The organism is Pseudomonas sp. GW822-FHT06D10 (assembly GCF_058799535.1).
Window position 1 is genome coordinate 389,457 of record NZ_JBXALN010000001.1, and the last position, 17,060, is coordinate 406,516.

Here is a 17,060-nt window from a genome sequence, read left to right on the forward strand (position 1 = left end):
ATTTTTGATGAGTCAAAGAGCGTAATTGGCGGACCACTGCTCAAGAATGTTCTGGTATGGCTTGATGAAGTTGTTCTCGACAAACTGCCCTTGCTCAATCGCCAGGCGGCTACGTTCTTCTCGGTCATAGACAATTCGAGTCAATGAATAGTCCTGGTGCTTCAGGCTCGGTTGATAGGATTTGCCTGCTGCAGAGTTGGCATTGTAGATCTCTGGCCGGTAAATCTTCTGGAAGGTGTCCATCGTGCTGATGGTGCTGATCAGTTCCAGGTTGGTGTAATCACTGAGCAAATCGCCGGCAAAGTAGAAAGCCAAAGGCGCAACGCTGTTGGACGGCATGAAGTAGCGAACTTTCAACCCCATCTTGTTGAAGTATTCATCTGTTAGAGAATATTCGTCCTGCTGGTATTCAATGCCCAGTACAGGGTGCTGGTTTTCAGTCCGATGGTAGGTCTTGCTGCTCGAAACGCTCAGGCAGATCACCGGTGGCTTGTTGAAGTTTTCCTTGTAAGTGCTGGAGTTGATGAAATGCTTGAATAGCTTTCCATGCAGCTCTCCGAAGTTTTCCGGAATGCTGAACTTTGGTCGCTCCCTGTTGTGCTCCGGCAATAGCACGCTGAAGTCGTAGTCCCGTACGTAAGAGGAAAAGTTGTTTCCTACAACGCCCTCAAAGCGTTCGTTGGTCTTTCGATCGAAAATATTGGTTTTCAATATTTCAATCAGAGGGATGGCATGGCCACTGCTTTGAGTGTCGATGTCCATCTCCACGGAGATGATTTCAAGCTCGACTGTATAACGATCGCCCTTGGGGTTGTCCCAATGCGCCAAGGCATTGAAGCGGTTGTCAATCATCCTCAAGGTATTGCGCAAGTTTTCTTGGCGACTCTTGCCCCTGGCCAGGTTGGCAAAGTTGGTGGTGATGCGCGTATTCTCGGACGGGTGATAATCTTCGTCGAAGCAAATGCTCTTGATGGTGAATGTGAAATCGTTGTTCATTGTGATCTGGCATCCTGATTTCCGAGATAAGTCCTGAACTTGTTTGTTGGCTTTCAGTGCTTTCCAGTTTTGTTCCTGGCTACTTTTTCTCGGTAGTCTTTATGTTGTCTATTATTGAGGCGCATCTTATGTCGAGCTATTAATTGAGTACTAATGAATTGATTTCACCAGGTCTTTAGTCACATTCATGATGTGATAGTCACTCAATCGCAAAAGCCTATTTGCCCCAGTATTCATTGCCCGGCCAAACCACTGGTTGATGTGTATGCCTGGGCTCTGGCGCAATCCGACCCGTGGTGGCTGCGGCCGCACTCGACAGGGCTGCCAGCGCCAGATGGGCCGGGAGCTGGCCCATCAATGCAATTGCTGCTCGTCCAGGTAGCGGTTCAGGCATTGGATGAAGGCCTGGTGCTTGCGGGTCTGGCGCCTGTGGGCGGGGTAGATCACATGGATCCTCGGGCCGAACTGCTCCGGGTCCAGCTGCGCCTCGGGCAGCAGTTGCACCAGCTCGCCGCGACGCAGGTAGGGCGCGGCGCTCCACTGCGGGCACAGTTGCAGGCCCAGCCCGGCCAGTAGGGCACCGAACAGGAAATCGTAATTGTCACTGGCCAGCCGCGGCACCGGCTGGGGCACACGCTGCTGCTCGCCATTCAAGGTGAAGCGCCAGAAATGCGGGTTCAATGCCGGGTGACGGAAGATCAGCCAGTCATGCTCGGCAAAATGCGCCGGGGTCACCGGCAAGGGCTGGCGCTGCAGATAGCGCGGGCTGGCGCAGAGCAGGATGCGGTTGGCCGTCAACGGGCGGGCGATCAGGTCCGGCAGTTCCACCGGCCCGTCGCGCACGGCCAGGTCATAGCCGCCACTTTGCAGGTCGACGAATTCGTCGGTGAGCTCCACGTCCAGGCGCATCTGCGGGTACTGCTCAAGAAAGCCGTAGCAGGCGCCATTGAGAAAGGCCGGGGCGAAGGAGGGCGGCGCCACCAGGCGCAGGGTGCCGCACATTTCCTGCTGCAGGCGCTCGATGTCTTCCCCGGCCTGTTGCAGCTGGCGCAATACCTGCCGGGCGCTGGCCAGGTAGATATGCCCGGCCTCGGTGAGGGCGATCCGGCGTGTGGAGCGCTCCAGCAAGCGGGTGCCGAGCTGGCTCTCCAGGTGACTCACTGCCTTGGTCAGGGCCGAGGTGGTCTTGCCCAGGCACGCGGCGGCGCGGGTGAAGCTGCCCTGATCGACCGTGGTCACGAACATGGTGATGGCGCCCAGCTGGTCCATTGCAGTCTTGCCTCTTTGGAAAGGATGGGTTGCGCGAAGCAGTATTCTTAAGCACCGGTGACTTGGCTAGTCTCTGGCGCATTCTGAGCCAAGGGTGCGAACAACAATGAAAAAGACGCTGAATATCACGCTGGCCTCGGCCCTGGCCCTGGTCTCGCTGCACAGCCAGGCCGCGGTGGACCTGGTGCTGCACAACGCCAAGGTGTTCACCGCCGAGCAGGGCCAGCCCCTGCAACAGGCGGTGGCGGTGGAGCAGGGGCGCATCGTCATGGTCGGCAGCGATGCCCAGGTGCTGGCGCTGAAGGCCCCGGGCACCCAGGTCATCGACCTGCAGGGCAAGGTGCTGATGCCGGGGTTCATCGACAGCCACAGTCATGCCATCTTCGGGGGCCTGAAGCTCAAGGCCGCCGACCTGGAAACCCAGCAACTGCCCCTGGACGAGCTGGAGCAGCGCCTGCGCGGCTGGCGCGATGACGGCAAGGCGCGGCATGGCGAGATCCTCAGCGTCAGCGGTTTTCCCTCGACCTACTGGAGCCAGGTGGACGCCCTGGAACAGCGCTTCAACCAGGGCGAATGGGCCGATGTACCGATTCTGTTCGTTGGCTGGGACTACCACACCGGCTGGGCCAACCGCGCCATGCTCAAGCGCGGCGGCATAGACGCCGCGCGGGTCAAGGCGCTGCAGGGCGAGGCCCAGGCCACCATCGGCCATCACCCGGACAGCAGCCCCAACGGTTTTGTCGCCGATGCCGGGCTCTCGGCCCTGACCTCGCAACTGCCGCCGCCGAGCTTCGAGCAGTTGCTCGACGCCGGGCGCGCCGCCCGCGACCTCAACCTGAGCCTGGGCATCACCGCGCTGATGGACCCGGCGGCCAACGCCACCCCGGGCGACGCGCTGTTCGCCATGCATCCCACGGCCCAGACCGTCGGTGTACTGCCGGTGTACAAGGCGCTGGCGCAGAAGGGCGAGCTGACCCTGCGGGTCGCGGCCCTGATGGTGGCCAATCCCAAGAGCCGCCCGGCGGACCTGGAGGTGCTGGAGCAGGTGCGCCAGCAGTTCCTCGGGGTGCCGAACCTGAGCCTGCCGGGAATCAAGATCTTCGCCGACGGTGTCGCCGAGTTTCCGGCGCAGACCGCTTCCCTGCTGACCCCCTACAAGAACTCGAAGAAGGACGGCGAACTGCTGATCGACCCGGCGCATTTCGGCGAGCTGGTCAGCGCCGCCGATGCCCGTGGCTGGCTGGTGCATGTGCATGCCATTGGCGACCGCGCGGTGCGCGAATCCCTCAACGGCTTCGAGCAGGCGCGGCGTGATCGCCAGAGTGGGGTGGTGCACTCCATCACCCACTTGCAGATGGTCAACCCCAAGGAGTTCGCCCGCTTCAAGCCACTGGACGTGATCGCCTCCATGCAGCTGTACTGGGCCGCCGCCGATGAGCTGAGCATCGATTTGCTCCAGCCCTACATCAACGCCATGCAGTTCCAGTTCATGTACCCGGCACGCTCGCTGCTGAAGAACGGCGCCACCATCGCCGGGGCCAGCGACTGGCCGGTAAGCACCCCGGAACCCTGGAAGGCCATCGCCCAGGCCATCAGCCGCAAGGGGCCCAAGGGCGTGTTGAACAAGGACGAAGGCATCGACCGGGAAACCATGTTCTACGCCTACACCCACAACGCCGCGCGGGCCATTGGCCTGGAGCAGCAGATCGGCAGCCTGGCCCCGGGCAAGCAGGCCGACCTGATCGTTCTTGACCGCGATGTGTTCCAGGTGCCCCAGGAGCAACTGGCGCAAACCCAGGTGCTCAAGACCTACTTTGCCGGGCGTGAGGTGTATAGCCGGCCGTGATGCTGCCTGGATGCCGGCCGGGCCCGCGATCTTCATCGCGGGCTTTTTTTGCCTTGTCGACCACTGCGACGCCTTCGCTGGCAAGCCAGCGCCTACGGGCGATCGGCCTCACGGCCAAACACTTTTCTGTACGGCGATGATTGACGCGGCAAGAGCGTATCCCTATTCTTTGTCGACTGACAAAGAATAGGGAGCAGTTCGATGAAAACCCTCAAGGGTCCCAGCCTGCATCTGGCGCAATTCAGCGCCGAGACGGCGCCGTTCCACAATTTGCCGGCGATTGCCCAATGGGCCGCCGACCTGGGTTTCAAGGCGCTGCAGATCCCTGCCTGGGATGCGCGGTTGTTCGACGTCGCCACGGCGGCCGAGAGCCAGGACTACTGCGATGAACTCAAGGGCCAGCTGGCGCAGAAGGGCCTGCAGATCAGCGAGCTGACCAGCCATATCTTCGGCCAACTGGTGGCGGTGCACCCGGCCTACGATGCGATGTGCGACAACTTCGCCCCGCCAGCGCTGCGGGGCAATCCGCAAGCCAGAACGGCCTGGGCCATGGAGCAGATGAAGCTGGCGGCCAAGGCTTCGCGACGCCTGGGGCTGAGTGAGCTGGGGACCTTTTCCGGGTCCCTGGCCTGGCCTTATCTGTTTCCCTTTCCCCAGCGCCCCGAGGGCCTGATCGAGACGGCGTTCGACGAGTTGGCGCGGCGCTGGCGGCCGATCCTCGATGCCTGCGACGAGCAGGGGGTCAACCTGTGCTACGAGATCCACCCCAGCGAGGACCTGCACGACGGCACCAGCTTCGAACGCTTCTATGAATTGGTGGACCATCACCCGCGTTGCAACATTCTCTTCGACCCCAGCCACTTCGTGCTGCAACAGCTGGACTACCTGAGTTACCTGGACATCTACCACGAGCGCATCCGCATGTTTCACGTCAAGGATGCCGAGTTCAATCCCAGCGGCCGCCAGGGCATCTACGGCGGCTACAGCGCCTGGGTCGAGCGCGCCGGGCGCTTCCGTTCCCTGGGCGATGGCCAGGTGGACTTCAAGGGGATCTTTTCCAAGCTGGCGCAATACGACTACCTGGGCTGGGCGACCCTGGAATGGGAGTGCTGCCTCAAGGATCAGGAGGATGGCGCCCGGGAAGGTGTCGAGTTCATCAACCGCCACATGATCCAGGTCACCGAGCGCATCTTCGACGACTTCGCCGGCGCGCAGATCGACCGCCAACAGATCAACGCCATGCTCGGCATTGCCTGAAACCCTTCATCGAGAACACACCATGAATGCTTTGACTGACAACCTCCAGGCCGACAGCCTCGACCTGGTTCACCGTTACGTGCGCGTCGATGGCCAGCGCATCCACTGTGTCATCGCCGGCACGGGCCGGCCGGTGCTGCTGATTCCCGGCTGGCCGCAGACCTGGTACGCCTGGCGTCAGGTGATCCAGGCCCTGGCTGCCCAAGGCTTCCAGGCCATTGCCGTGGACCCGCCGGGCAGCGGCCAGTCCGACCGTCCTGAGCACGGCTACGACACCGGCCATGTGGCCGGGGTGCTGCACCAGGTGATGGGGCAGTTGGGTTTCGAGCGCTACAGCGTGGTCGGCCACGACGTCGGCATGTGGATCGCCTACGCCTTGGCCAGCGACCATCCGCAGGCGGTGGAGCGCCTGGCGCTGACCGAGGCGGTGATCCCCGGGCTGGCGGATGCACCACCGATTTTCGTCGCGCCGGAGCAGAACATCTTTCTCTGGCACTTCATGTTCAACCAGCTGCGGGATTTGCCGGAAGCCTTGATCGCCGGGCGCGAGCGGGCCTACCTGAATTACATCTTCGACCACTGGTCCCATCGCCGCGAGGCGGTGGCCGCCGAAGTCTACATCGAGGCCTACGCTGCCCCGGGCGGGTTGCGCGCAGGCTTCGCCTATTACCGGGCGATCCCCGAGACGGTGCGCCAGAATCAGCTGCGCGCGCAGCGGCCGCTGACCATGCCGGTGCTGGCCATTGGTGCCGAGCACGCCACCAACGATGCACCTCTGCTGACCCTGCAGGGCCATGCCAATGACCTGCGCGGGGCCATTGTCGAGGACTGCGGGCACTTCATCATGGAGGAGGCACCGGAGGAATTTCTCGCGCTGCTGCTGCCGTTTCTGCAGGAGGGCCGTGACTGAGGCAGGGCGCAGGCAAGGCCGCGGCCACGGAAATTGGCCGCGACCGGCGCAAATCTAATATCATTTCGTCCCGGCGCCCTGCGCCAACCGGCTGTTCGGGCTCAACCGAACGCCTTCCCTGTCCCGACGAGATACCCGACCCCCATGGCTGGAAGACCCCGCGAATTCGACCGTCACCAGGCACTGCGCCAGGCGCTCGAACTGTTCTGGCGCCGTGGTTTCGAAACCACCTCCATGGCCGACCTGGTGGCGGCCCTGGGCATCGCCTCGGCGCGCATCTATGCCGCCTTCGGCTCCAAGGAGGCGTTGTTTCGCGAGGCCATCGAGCTGTACGAAAGCCAGGAAGGCGGTTTCGCCGACCTGGCCCTGCAAGAGCCCTGCGCCTACGTCGCCATCGAGCGCATGCTGCAAGAAGCGGTGGCACTCTACACCCGGGCCGACGGCCCCCGTGGCTGCATGGTGGTGGCCTCGGCGGTGAACTGCTCAAGCGACAACGACAGCGTGCGCGAATGGCTGGCCGAACATCGCCGGGCGCGTACCGCAAGCATTATCCAGCGCCTGGAAGCCGCGCAGCAGGCGGGTGAATTGCCCGGCCACAGCGATGCAACTTCCCTGGGCGATTATTACTCTACGGTGCTCCACGGGCTGTCGGTGCAAGCCCGCGACGGCGTCAGCGCAGCGCGCCTGCTGCAGGGCGTGGCGCTGGCCATGCAGGTCTTTGCGCGAACCGCCCAAGGGAATTGAAGCGGCGCTGCACCCCGGCTCCGCCTGGGAGCCTTTGCCCGCAATCCGGGAGCAGCGAGGCTGGCCCGGGTTGTGCATTTTTTCAGCGGGTCCCGGACCCGTCCCATCATCGAAAGAGTATGACGCCCCCCCATGAGTGATTCCGCGGCGACACCCCAAGGCAACTGGCAGCCGGTCATCGCGCTGGCGTTGGCGGCCTTTGTCTTCAACACCACCGAGTTTGTGCCGGTGGGCCTGCTCAGCGCCATTGGCGCCAGCTTCGACCTGCCCACCGAGCGGGTCGGTCTGATGCTCACCATCTACGCCTGGATCGTGTCCCTGACCTCGCTGCCGGTGATGCTGCTGACCCGCAACATCGAACGACGCAAGCTGCTCACGGTGCTGTTCGGGCTGTTTATCGTCAGCCATGTGTTCTCCAGCCTGGCCAGCAACTTCGGCCTGCTGATGCTCAGCCGCATCGGCGTGGCCCTGGCCCATGCACTGTTCTGGTCCATCACCGCGTCCCTGGCGGTGCGCCTGGCGCCGCCGGGCAAGCAGGTGCAGGCCCTCGGGCTGCTGGCCACCGGCACCTCACTGGCCATGGTCCTGGGCATTCCCCTGGGCCGCTTGCTGGGCGAGGCCCTGGGCTGGCGCACCACGTTCAGCGTGATCGCGGCCATGGCCGGCCTGCTGGTGCTGTGGCTGATCCGCACCTTGCCGCTGCTGCCGAGCCAGAACTCCGGTTCCCTGCGCAGCCTGCCGCTGCTGTTCAAGCGCCCGGCGCTGGTGGCGATCTATGTGCTTACCGCCCTGGTGGTGACGGCGCAGTTCACCGCCTACAGCTACATCGAGCCCTTCATCAAGGTGGCGGCGGGCCTGGGGGGCGAGGTGGTGACCCTGGTCCTGCTGGTGTTCGGCGGCGCCGGGATCATCGGCTCGCTGCTGTTCAGCTGGCTGCACCGCCACAGCCCCCAGGGGTTTCTACTGACCGCGGTGGCGCTGCTGGCGCTGTGCCTGAGCCTGCTGTTGCCGCTCAATGGCCACGTCTGGTCGCTGGTGGCCCTGAGTGTGTTCTGGGGCATGGCGATCATGGGCTTCGGCCTGGCCCTGCAATCCAAGGTACTGGTGCTGGCGCCGGACGCCACCGACGTGGCCATGGCGATGTTCTCCGGCATCTACAACATCGGCATTGGCGGCGGTGCGCTGCTGGGCAGTTGGGTCGGCGGGCAGCTGGGCTTTGCCTATGTCGGCCTGGCGGGTGGCGCCCTGGCGACCCTGGCCTTGCTGTTGTACAGCCTGGCCCTGGGCCGCATGAGCCGCACCAGCGTGTAGCCGCTGCCGCAGGCTGCGAACGGTCTGGGCGGCACTCCGTCGCAGGGGCGCGGCGCTCTCAAGGCCGCTGCGTGCCCGGTTGGAGACCGCCGAGCAAGGTCCTGCGGACCTTTTCGCAGCCTCGCCGCAGGCTCGGCAGCGGCTACAGGGCCGCAGGGTTTCGATAATGCGCGTCGTTCGCCCGAAGGTTACCGGAGTCGGGCTACGGGCCAGCAGGCGACCAGTACGAGCAGCAGCGCCGCCAGCAGGTAGGGCAGGCGTGGCTCCAGCCCGTAGATCAGGGTCCCGGCCAGGGGCCCGACCACTACCCCCAGGCCCTGGGCCGCGCCGATGGAGCCGGCCGTGGCGCCTTGTTCGGCGGCGTCCACCGAGTTGCTGGCCAGGGCGGCGAAGGAGGGGAAGATCCAGCCCATGCCGGCGGCCGAAACAAAGAACCCCAGCCACAGCACCCAGGCGTGGGCCGCGAGAATGCTGGTGACAAAGCCCAGCGCCGCCACCAGGGCGCCGATGCGGATCATCCGCAGCGGCGGCCATTCCAGTTTGCGCACCACCAGTTGCGAGGCGATCAGCGCCACCCCCACCAGGGTCAGGGAAATGCCGGCGGTCTGCGCCGCATCGGCCGGGCTCATGCCCAGGCGGTCGAGGGCGAAGAAGCCCACGGTGATCTGCGCCATGGCCACGCACAGCATCGAGACGAACGCCACCACCAGCGGCCGGCGCAGGCGCGGGTCGCCCAGGCTCACCGGCTTGGGCGGCTGCTTGAGGTGCAGTTCCTGGCGCGGCAGCCGTGCCTTGAGGAAGGCGAAGCCCAGCAGCGGCAGCACCGCCAGCGCATAGAACGGCAGGCTCAGGCTGTGGCGCGCCAGCAATGCGGCAAGCGCCGGCCCCAGGACCAGCCCGCAGGCGTTGGCCGCCCCCAGGGACGCCATGGCCCGGGCGCGATGCTCGGGCTCGATGTTGTCGGCGATCAGCGCATAGCCGCCCACCGGGATTGCCGCATAGAACACCCCGATCAGGCCGCGGCCCAGCAGCAACCCTGCAAACGCCAGCAGCGCCGAAGGCAGGGCGTGCAGCGCCACGTCGATAAACAGGCTGAGGGCGAGAAAGGCCAGGGTGAAGCCGCCGGTGCCCAGCAGCAGGATGCGCCGCCGACCGAGGCGATCGCTGGCCCGGCCCCAGGGCCGGGCCAGGAGCATCCAGATCACCCCGGAGACGGTCACCGCCATCCCCGCCTGCCAGGTGGCCAGGCCGAGAATCCGCGCAATGGGGCCGATCAGCGAAACGAACGCCATCATCGCCATGGTGCAGGCCAGGTTGGCCACCAGCAGCGGGCGCAGGTCGAAGGCCGGGGCGGCCTGGGGCGTGTCCAGGGTGTCGAGGGGCAGCTGTTGAGCGTTGGTCATGGTTTATCCCAGGGCTGAGTGAGAGGGCAGGCGGCCGTCGACCATCACCAGCGGTCGACCGCGTACCTGTTCCAGGCTGGCGTCGACGCCGTAGACGTCGCGCAGCAGTTGTGGGTTGATCACCTCCAGGGCCGGCCCGGCGGCGGCCAGGCGGCCATGGTGCAGCACCACCACCTGCTGGCTGAAACCCAGGGCCAGGTTGATGTCGTGGACCACCACCAGGGTGATCAACTGGCGCTCGCGGGTGGCCCGGGTGATGGCTTCCACTACCTGGCACTGGTGGTACAGGTCCAGGGCGCTGGTGGGTTCGTCCAGCAGCAGCACTCGGGGCTGGCGCACCAGGGCCTGGGCCAGGCCCACCAGTTGGCGCTGGCCACCGGAGAGGGCGTCGATCGGGCGGTCGGCCAGGGCGGTGAGGTCCAGGTCCTGCAGCACTTGTTCGACCCCGTGCAACACCGCCGCGCTGGGCCGGCCAGGGGCGAAACCGCCAGTGCGATGCCCGGCCATGGCAGCGCTGAGCACTGCTTCGAAGGCGCACAGGCGGGTACGTTCCGGCAGGCTCTGGGGCAGGTAGACGATGTGCTGCGCCCGTTCCACCTGGGGCAGGCGGTTGAGATCGACGCCGTCCAGCAGTACCTGGCCCGAGGTCTTGTGCAACCCGGCGATGCCCCGCAGCAGGGTCGACTTGCCCGCCGCGTTGGGGCCGATCAGCGCGGTCACGCTGCCCCCGGCCAGGGGCGGCAGGGCCACGTCGCACAGCACCTGGCGGTTGCCGTAGTGCATGTTCAGGCCGGCGGTGCACAGGCCGGCGTTGGAGGACACAGGCGGCTTCACAGGACACCTCGACGGTTGCGCATGACGATGGCCATGAAGAAGGGAATGCCCACCAGGGCGGTGACGATACCCACCGGAATCAGCACCCCGGGGATCAGCGCCTTGCTGGCGATGGAGGCCATGGACAGGATCAGCCCGCCGCTGAGCACGCTGGCCGGCAGGAACAGCCGATGGTCTTCGCCCACCAGCAGGCGGGCGATGTGCGGGGCGATCAGGCCGATAAAGCCGATGGTGCCGACAAAGGACACCGCCAGGGCCGACAGCAGGCTGATGCGCAGCAGCGACAGCAGGCGCAGGCGACCGACGTCGATGCCGAAGCTGCGGGCCCGTTCCTCGCCCAGGGTCAGGGCGGTCAGGGCCCAGCTCTGGCGCAGGGAGAAGGGCAGGCACAGCAACAGCGCCAGGGCCAGTACCGCGAGCTTTTCCCAGGAGGCCCGGGCCAGGCTGCCCAGGGTCCAGAACACCAGTTGCTGCAGGCTGTCCTGGGTGGCGACGAATTGCAGCAGCGCCACCAGGGCATTGAAGGCGAACACCAGGGCGATGCCGAACAGCACCAGGCTTTCCACGCCGAAGCCACGCCAGCGTGCCAGCAGGTAGAGCAAGGCCACTGAGGCCAGGGCGAAGAGGAAGGCGTTGGCCGAGATCAGGTACTGCGCCGGCACCCCGGGAAGGCCCAGGCCGAGGACGATGGCCAGGGCTGCACCGAACGCCGCGGCGGCGGATACACCGAGGGTGAAGGGGCTGGCCAGGGGGTTGTCGAGCACGGTCTGCATCTCGGCGCCGGCCAGGGCCAGGGCGGCCCCCACCAGCACCGCCATCAGGGCGTAAGGCAGGCGCACGTTCCACACGATCACCGCTTCCACCCGGGGCATCGAGCCCGGGTCCCAGAGCACCTGCAGCAGGCGCGACAGGCTCATCCCCGAAGGCCCGGTGGTGATGTCCAGGGCCAGGGACAGCAGCAGGGCCAGGGCCAGCCCGCCCAACAGCAGCACTCGGCGCCCGTGGCGTCGCTGGTAATGGCCGGCGGCAAGGTTGTCCGCCACGTCGGTGGCAGCCTGGGTCATGGTTTCAGGCTCGTGGCGAACACGCCGCTGGCGGGAATCGGCATGAAGCGCTGGTACAGCTCGCGGCGGGTCTGGTCCGGGTCCAGGTCCTTGAACAGCTCCGGGTGCAGCCACTTGGCCAGGGCCTGGACCGCGATCAGGTGTTCCGGCGAGTCATAGAAGATGTGCCACAAGCCGTGCACATTGCCTTCGCGCACCGCTCGCAGTTCATTCAGCGGCGGGCGGTTGGCGGCCTGGCGCAGGCTGTCCCGGGCCTGTTGCAAGGTGGCGGAATAACCCAGGGTCACGCCGCCCTGGCCGGCGGCAAAGACCCCGGTGGCCACGTATACGTCCGGGTCGCTGGAGAGGATGTACTCCACGTTGAGCACACCAATGGGGCCGGGTATGCGCCCGTCGGCGATGTTGTGGCCGCCGGCCAGCTTGATCATCTCGCCGAAGTTGCCGGTGCCCGGGGAGCCGCAGCAGTCCTGCAGCCCGGCGAGCATGTCGATGAAGATCTTCGGCTGCTTGACGGTACCGGCCTTGGCCAGGGTCTGGGTGACCTTGGCCAGGGACTGCTGATAGAAGGCAATGAATTCCTCGGCCCGCTGCTCACGGCCCAGGGCCTGGCCCAGCAGGCGCATGCTGGGCACGGTGTTGCTCAGGGGATGGTCGCTGAAGTCGACGAAGATCACCGCCACCCCGGCGGCCTCCAGCTGTTTCACCGCCTCGCTGTCGGGGCCGGGTCCATGGCCGCCGCTCAGGGCCATGATCGCCAGGTCCGGGTGCACCGCCAGGGCCTTTTCGACGCTGAAGGTCTCGGCCGAGGTGCCGCCCACCAGCGGCACCTTGTCGGCCTGGGGGAAGACCTTGTGATAGGCCTCGTAGCCCTGCACGTCGAGGCCGCGAAAGTCCCCTTGCCAGCCGGCGAGACGGGCGAACGGGTTCTGGCCTTCGAGCAGCGACAGGGAATAGATCATCCGGCCTTCACCCAGGAGGATGTGCTCGACCTTCTCCGGCACCTGGACCTGGCGTCCGGCCAGATCGGTGAGGGTCGCGGCGCTGGCCGTGGCGGCCCATAGCAGGCCCAGGGGCAGCAGGCCGAGCAAGAGCCCGCGCTGGGCCCGGCGCAAGAAATCACGGTGTGTCATGGCTAGTTTCCTTGAACGATTGGACGGCCCGGCGGGCAGCGCGCTTGCGCCACCACAGCAGCAGGCCGGTGAGGTACAGAAGGGGTAACGAAATACCGCAGAGAAAAGCCAGCCAGGCGCCGGGGGTGCCCAGCAGCAAATGCCCGTGGGCCGCGGAAAACAGCGGCTTGATCGCCATCGGCTGGGCGCCGGGCCAGGTGAAGAGGTCGGGGCGCGCCAGCCAGGCACCGCTGCCGGCAATCAGCAGCAGCGGCAGGCACAGCCAGGCCGCCGCCACGTTGTGCCATTCCCGCAGGCGCCGGTTGCCCCGGCTGCCGGGACGCAGGCTGGCGGCCTTCCACCAGCTGCGCCGGCCCGGCCACCACAGGTACAGGCCACTGCCCAGGGAGCCCAGCAGCGCCAGGCCACAGAGCAGCACCAGGTTCGACCCCCAGGCTGGCGGCAGCAGCAGGCTGCGGTGCAGCGCCACCAGCTTGGCCAGCCACAGGTCCTCGAAGACGAAGAAGCCCCGGGGTTCGCCGCTATAAGGATCGATCATGGCGATGCCGGTGCCGGGACGCTCCTTGAGGGCACCGAAGACGATCACATTGTCCGATTCGAGAAAGCCCTGGCGCGGTGGGGCTGCGCCGAAGACCTTGTGCAATTGCGGGTAGGCGTCGGAGGCGGCCCTGATCCAGGCTTCCTGTTGCAGCAGCGCGCCATGCTCGCCAGGGGCCAGTTGCAGCATCTGCGCACCGACCTCCCAGCGCAGGATCGGCCCCTTGAGCTCCAGCAGCGAACCACTGAGGCCCAGCAGCGCGAGGAACAGCCCCAGGCACAGGGCCAGCCAGCGGTGCAGCCTGAGCCAGATATCACGCATGGACAGCATCGGCGGCTTACCAGCGATAGCGCAGGCTGGCGATGACACTGCGGTCATAACCGGCGCTGCAATTGGTCAGCGAGCAACCTTCGTAATAGCGCTTGTCGGTGAGGTTGGTGGCATTCACCGCCAGGCGCAGGCCCTTGGCCGCCGGGATCAGCTTGTCGAAGTCGTAGTGCACCGCCGCGTCCAGCAAGGTGTAGGAGGGCACGCGCTGGGTGTTGGCGGCATCGGCCTCGGTGGAGCCGATGTAACGCACCCCGGCGCCAAAGCCCAGGCCGTTGAGGGGGCCTTCGGGCAAGGTGTAGTCGGCCCACAGCGAGGCCATTTTTTCCGGGGTGTCGGTGGGGCGTTTGCCCTTCTCCAGCGGGTTGTTGCTCTTGCTCACCTCGGCGTCGTTGTAGGTCAGCGCCGCCAGCAGGTCCAGGCCCCGGGCCAGGCTGGCCTTGCCTTCGAGCTCGATGCCGCGCACGTTCACTTCGCCGGTCTGCAGGGTATTCAACGGGTTGGCGGGATCGGCGGTCTTGACGTTTTCCTGGGTCAGGTCGAACAGCGACAGGGTGATGTAGCTGTCGATGCCCGGCGGCTGGTACTTGAGCCCCACTTCCGATTGCTTGGCGCTGGTGGGCTTGTACGGCGTGCCGTAGAAGTTGGTGCCCAGCACCGGGTCGAAGGACGTGGAATAGCTGATGTAGGGCGCCAGGCCGTTGTCCGCCAGGTACACCAGCCCGGTGCGGTAGGTGAACTTTTCGTCGTCCTGCTTGCTGCCGCTGTCGTTCATGCGGTTATCGGTACGGGCGCTGGAGCGGTCCTGGCGTCCGCCGACGGTGAGCACCCAATGCTCATCGAAGGTGAACTGCTGCTGGGCGTAGACCCCGACCTGATCGGCGCGCTGCACGGTGTTGGTGAAGGGGGTGCTGGGGTCGAACACGCCGCCGTGCACCGGGTTATAGATGTCGATGGGCGAAGCCGCGCCGCCGCGCAGGTAGTAGTCCTCGCGGGTGCGCCGGTAGTCGATCCCCAAAAGCGACACCATTTGCGTGCTGCCCAGGTTCCAGCGGGCTTGGGCATTGTTGTCCAGGGAGTAGGTGTCGCCGACGATGCGAAAGCGATAGGCATCGCGTTTCAACGTGCGCAGATCGGGCTCCAGGGCTCTACCGCTGGCAGTGTTGGTCAGCAGGTTGACGTGGCCGTAGCGGGCGCTGGAATTGAGGCTCCAGACGTCATTCAGGCGGTGCTCCAGCAGGTAGCCCAGGGAGTACTGGGTGCGGTCGTTGTCCAGCCCCGGTTCATCGAGGAAGACGTTGTGCTTGACCTTGCCATTGGGGTTGCCAAGCAGGGTGCCCTGGGCCGGCAGGAACACCCGCGGCGCGCCGAACGTGTCCTGGGTGTAGTCGGCCAGGAGGGTCAGGCTGGTGTCGTCGTTGGGCTTCCAGGTGAAGGAGGGCGCGAAGTACTGTTTGTCGTCCTTGATGTGATCGAACTGGGTGCCGCTGTCGCGCTCCAGACCCACCAGGCGATAGAGGAATTGCCCTTCATCGTCCAGCGGCCCGCTGAAGTCGAACTGGCCCTGGGCCCGGTCGAAGCTGCCCCCCTGGATCTGCACTTCATGGAAGGGCTTGTCCAGCGGGCGCTTGCTGATCTGGTTGACCACGCCCCCCGGCGAGTTCTGCCCGAACAGCACCGAGGCCGGGCCCTTGAGCACATCGATGCGCTCCAGGCCATAGGCTTCGACCTTGGGCCAGGCCTGGGCGGTATTGCCCTTGAGGCCATCGCGGAGCATGCCGGTGGTGACGTCGAAACCGCGGATCGAGAGGGTGTCGAAGCGCTGGCTGGCGGCGGTGGTATTGGCCTGGACCCCGGCGGTGTAGCGCAGCGCCTCGTTCACCGACTGCACCTGCTGGGCATCCATCTGGTCGCGGGTGATCACGGAAATCGACTGGGGAATTTCGCTCAGGCTGGCATCGGTCTTGGTCCCGCTGAGGCTGCGCTTGGCCACGTAACCGGCCTGCGGCCCGGTGGCGGAGTCGGGCTGGGTGGCGCTGATCACGCTGGTGTCCAGGGTCAGGGCGTGGTCCTGGTCGGTATCGCCATCGGCGGCCAGCGCGGCGCCGGCCTGGGTCAGCGAGAGGCCCAGGGCCAGGCCGTGGATCAGGCACGCCAGCGGGTTGCGGCCCAGAGCCGGACGCGAGACCACACAATTGACGGGACAACCTGAGGTGTTTCGGTGCGCAACGCGGCTACCCATGCTTCACTCCGTGATGGGGATTAAATGAGAATGCAAACGTATCTCATTTGTGAGCTTGGGTTGCGGGCTAAAACTTTGGCTTGAGCGACCATTTCTTTCGTTTGCGGTACGGCGCGGGGAGGGCGCCCGGATCACCAGGCGCAGCTTTGGATGGAGCAGGCTCGAGCAGGAGCGGGCTCAACGCAAGGACTTGGGCGACACCCCGAAGCGCTTGCGAAAGGCCGTTGAGAAATGCGCCGGGCTGTAGCCGACCCGATAAGCCGCGCTGGAGACATTGGTCTCGCCACTGGCCAGCAAGCGATAGGCTTCTCCCAGGCGCTGCTCCTGCAGGTAGGCATAGACGCTGGTGCCAAACACCTGACGGAAACCGGCGGTGAGCTTGCGCGGGTTCAGGCCCACCTGGCGCGACAGCTCCGACAGCGAAGGCGAATCCTGCAATGAGTTGAGCAGCAGGTCACGGGCGGCATGGATGCGCTCGATGTCCGCCGAGCTGCACGGGCTGTCCTGCAGTGGCCTGGATTCGGCCTGGGCGAGAATCCCCTCGACCCCCAGGGCGGTGAGTTCCAGGGCCTTGCCACCCAGGTAGAAGGAACGGGTCGGGCCCTGCAGCGGGCAGGTAAAGATCTGTTGCGCCAGGGCCAGCAGCGGTTTGCTCGCCGGCTGGCAGAACAGCATCGGGCCGCCGCCGCGCTGATCGAGCAGGCGCTCGGGTTCCAGGCCGACATTGCGGATCGAGGGGAAGTCCAGCTGCACCGTGGTGTAGCGCACCGGCACGCCGCTGGCGAACAGGTGGTCGCCGCAGTGCTCGCCCTGGTTGGCCACGGCGCACAGGGTCGGCCCGCGGATCTCCACTTCGGGCTGGCCTTCGACCCGGCAATTGAGCTGGCCGCTGAGCACCAGGATGATTTTCAGGCCTTCCCAGAGCGGCTCCTGCATCCACATCTGGCTGTCCATCAGCACGGTCCCGGTGGAGAGGGTGACCTCCGGGACTACAGCGGCCGACCCGGTGTGCTGCGGGTTGGGAAAGTGCAGGGTGGAATCCCTTTTGACAGGCTGCGGCGCAGCGTTGGGGCTGAGCATGGCGAACTCCCTGTGGACCTGAAAAGAGGCCATACGCTAGCAGGAAATTGTCTTTCTGTAATTAAGAATGATTATCCTTTAGCCTTCGAGCTCCGTCCTGCCGGGCTCT

Annotated in this window: 14 protein-coding genes; 5 read left to right on the forward strand and 9 right to left on the reverse strand. The window is 65.5% G+C overall.

Annotated features, from left to right (window positions below; all coding sequences use genetic code 11):
• Positions 1-12: 12 nt before the first annotated feature.
• Both AC1RL5_RS01705 and AC1RL5_RS01710 read right to left on the reverse strand, forming a co-directional pair.
• Positions 13-996 (reverse strand): DUF1852 domain-containing protein, encoded by a 984-nt coding sequence (locus AC1RL5_RS01705; protein ID WP_072450085.1) that lies wholly within the window; start codon positions 994-996, stop codon positions 13-15.
• A gap of 354 nt (positions 997-1,350) precedes the next feature.
• On the reverse strand, positions 1,351-2,265 hold the full coding sequence (locus AC1RL5_RS01710) for a LysR family transcriptional regulator (RefSeq protein WP_019094508.1): 915 nt from the start codon (positions 2,263-2,265) through the stop codon (positions 1,351-1,353).
• Positions 2,266-2,371: 106 nt separating this feature from the next.
• Here AC1RL5_RS01710 and AC1RL5_RS01715 point away from each other — a divergent pair, with 106 nt between their 5' ends.
• From AC1RL5_RS01715 to AC1RL5_RS01735, 5 genes are all read left to right on the forward strand, one after another.
• Positions 2,372-4,111, forward strand: a complete 1,740-nt coding sequence (locus AC1RL5_RS01715; RefSeq protein ID WP_123577942.1) for an amidohydrolase — start codon at positions 2,372-2,374, stop codon at positions 4,109-4,111.
• A 201-nt stretch (positions 4,112-4,312) separates the two neighbouring features.
• Positions 4,313-5,368 carry a sugar phosphate isomerase/epimerase family protein gene (locus tag AC1RL5_RS01720; protein WP_492589007.1) on the forward strand — a complete coding sequence of 352 codons (1,056 nt, stop codon included), beginning with the start codon at positions 4,313-4,315 and terminating at the stop codon, positions 5,366-5,368.
• Between the two features lie 22 nt (positions 5,369-5,390).
• Positions 5,391-6,278, forward strand: coding sequence for an alpha/beta fold hydrolase (locus AC1RL5_RS01725; protein ID WP_103407341.1), 888 nt, complete (start codon positions 5,391-5,393; stop codon positions 6,276-6,278).
• Between the two features lie 144 nt (positions 6,279-6,422).
• Positions 6,423-7,022 carry a TetR/AcrR family transcriptional regulator gene (locus AC1RL5_RS01730; protein WP_011061785.1) on the forward strand — a complete coding sequence of 200 codons (600 nt, stop codon included), beginning with the start codon at positions 6,423-6,425 and terminating at the stop codon, positions 7,020-7,022.
• Between the two features lie 132 nt (positions 7,023-7,154).
• Positions 7,155-8,333: a sugar transporter gene (locus AC1RL5_RS01735; protein WP_011061784.1), complete on the forward strand. Its 1,179-nt coding sequence runs from the start codon at positions 7,155-7,157 to the stop codon at positions 8,331-8,333.
• Between the two features lie 188 nt (positions 8,334-8,521).
• On the opposite strand, the gene AC1RL5_RS01740 is transcribed toward AC1RL5_RS01735, so the two are convergent.
• The 7 genes from AC1RL5_RS01740 to AC1RL5_RS01770 all read right to left on the reverse strand — a co-directional run bounded on the left by AC1RL5_RS01740 (position 8,522) and on the right by AC1RL5_RS01770 (position 16,951).
• Complete coding sequence (locus AC1RL5_RS01740; protein ID WP_492589006.1) at positions 8,522-9,736, reverse strand: MFS transporter; 1,215 nt, start codon at positions 9,734-9,736, stop codon at positions 8,522-8,524.
• Positions 9,737-9,739: 3 nt separating this feature from the next.
• Positions 9,740-10,558, reverse strand: a complete 819-nt coding sequence (locus AC1RL5_RS01745) for an ABC transporter ATP-binding protein (RefSeq protein WP_011061782.1) — start codon at positions 10,556-10,558, stop codon at positions 9,740-9,742.
• An 8-nt stretch (positions 10,559-10,566) separates the two neighbouring features.
• On the reverse strand, positions 10,567-11,634 hold the full coding sequence (locus AC1RL5_RS01750) for a FecCD family ABC transporter permease (protein WP_011061781.1): 1,068 nt from the start codon (positions 11,632-11,634) through the stop codon (positions 10,567-10,569).
• Positions 11,631-12,764: an ABC transporter substrate-binding protein gene (locus AC1RL5_RS01755; protein WP_011061780.1), complete on the reverse strand. Its 1,134-nt coding sequence runs from the start codon at positions 12,762-12,764 to the stop codon at positions 11,631-11,633. The genes AC1RL5_RS01750 and AC1RL5_RS01755 overlap by 4 nt, the downstream gene beginning before the upstream one ends.
• A complete protein-coding gene (locus tag AC1RL5_RS01760; protein ID WP_492589005.1) occupies positions 12,751-13,623 on the reverse strand; it encodes a PepSY domain-containing protein in 873 nt (290 codons plus the stop codon). The genes AC1RL5_RS01755 and AC1RL5_RS01760 overlap by 14 nt, the downstream gene beginning before the upstream one ends.
• A 16-nt stretch (positions 13,624-13,639) precedes the next feature.
• Positions 13,640-15,871, reverse strand: coding sequence for a TonB-dependent siderophore receptor (locus tag AC1RL5_RS01765; protein ID WP_492589004.1), 2,232 nt, complete (start codon positions 15,869-15,871; stop codon positions 13,640-13,642).
• 177 nt (positions 15,872-16,048) lie between these two features.
• Entirely contained in the window at positions 16,049-16,951 is a 903-nt protein-coding gene (locus tag AC1RL5_RS01770; RefSeq protein WP_011061777.1) for an AraC family transcriptional regulator, read from the reverse strand.
• Between the last annotated feature and the right edge of the window lie 109 nt (positions 16,952-17,060).

Bases quoted from the DNA above. Each gene is read 5' to 3' on its own strand.
- AC1RL5_RS01730 (WP_011061785.1), top strand. From the start codon at position 6,423: ATGGCTGGAAGACCCCGCGAATTCGACCGTCACCAGGCACTGCGCCAG.
- AC1RL5_RS01750 (WP_011061781.1), bottom strand. From the start codon at position 11,634: ATGACCCAGGCTGCCACCGACGTGGCGGACAACCTTGCCGCCGGCCAT.
- AC1RL5_RS01740 (WP_492589006.1), bottom strand. From the start codon at position 9,736: ATGACCAACGCTCAACAGCTGCCCCTCGACACCCTGGACACGCCCCAG.
- AC1RL5_RS01760 (WP_492589005.1), bottom strand. From the start codon at position 13,623: ATGCGTGATATCTGGCTCAGGCTGCACCGCTGGCTGGCCCTGTGCCTG.
- AC1RL5_RS01720 (WP_492589007.1), top strand. From the start codon at position 4,313: ATGAAAACCCTCAAGGGTCCCAGCCTGCATCTGGCGCAATTCAGCGCC.
- AC1RL5_RS01715 (WP_123577942.1), top strand. From the start codon at position 2,372: ATGAAAAAGACGCTGAATATCACGCTGGCCTCGGCCCTGGCCCTGGTC.
- AC1RL5_RS01710 (WP_019094508.1), bottom strand. From the start codon at position 2,265: ATGGACCAGCTGGGCGCCATCACCATGTTCGTGACCACGGTCGATCAG.
- AC1RL5_RS01735 (WP_011061784.1), top strand. From the start codon at position 7,155: ATGAGTGATTCCGCGGCGACACCCCAAGGCAACTGGCAGCCGGTCATC.
- AC1RL5_RS01725 (WP_103407341.1), top strand. From the start codon at position 5,391: ATGAATGCTTTGACTGACAACCTCCAGGCCGACAGCCTCGACCTGGTT.
- AC1RL5_RS01770 (WP_011061777.1), bottom strand. From the start codon at position 16,951: ATGCTCAGCCCCAACGCTGCGCCGCAGCCTGTCAAAAGGGATTCCACC.
- AC1RL5_RS01755 (WP_011061780.1), bottom strand. From the start codon at position 12,764: ATGACACACCGTGATTTCTTGCGCCGGGCCCAGCGCGGGCTCTTGCTC.
- AC1RL5_RS01705 (WP_072450085.1), bottom strand. From the start codon at position 996: ATGAACAACGATTTCACATTCACCATCAAGAGCATTTGCTTCGACGAA.
- AC1RL5_RS01765 (WP_492589004.1), bottom strand. From the start codon at position 15,871: ATGGGTAGCCGCGTTGCGCACCGAAACACCTCAGGTTGTCCCGTCAAT.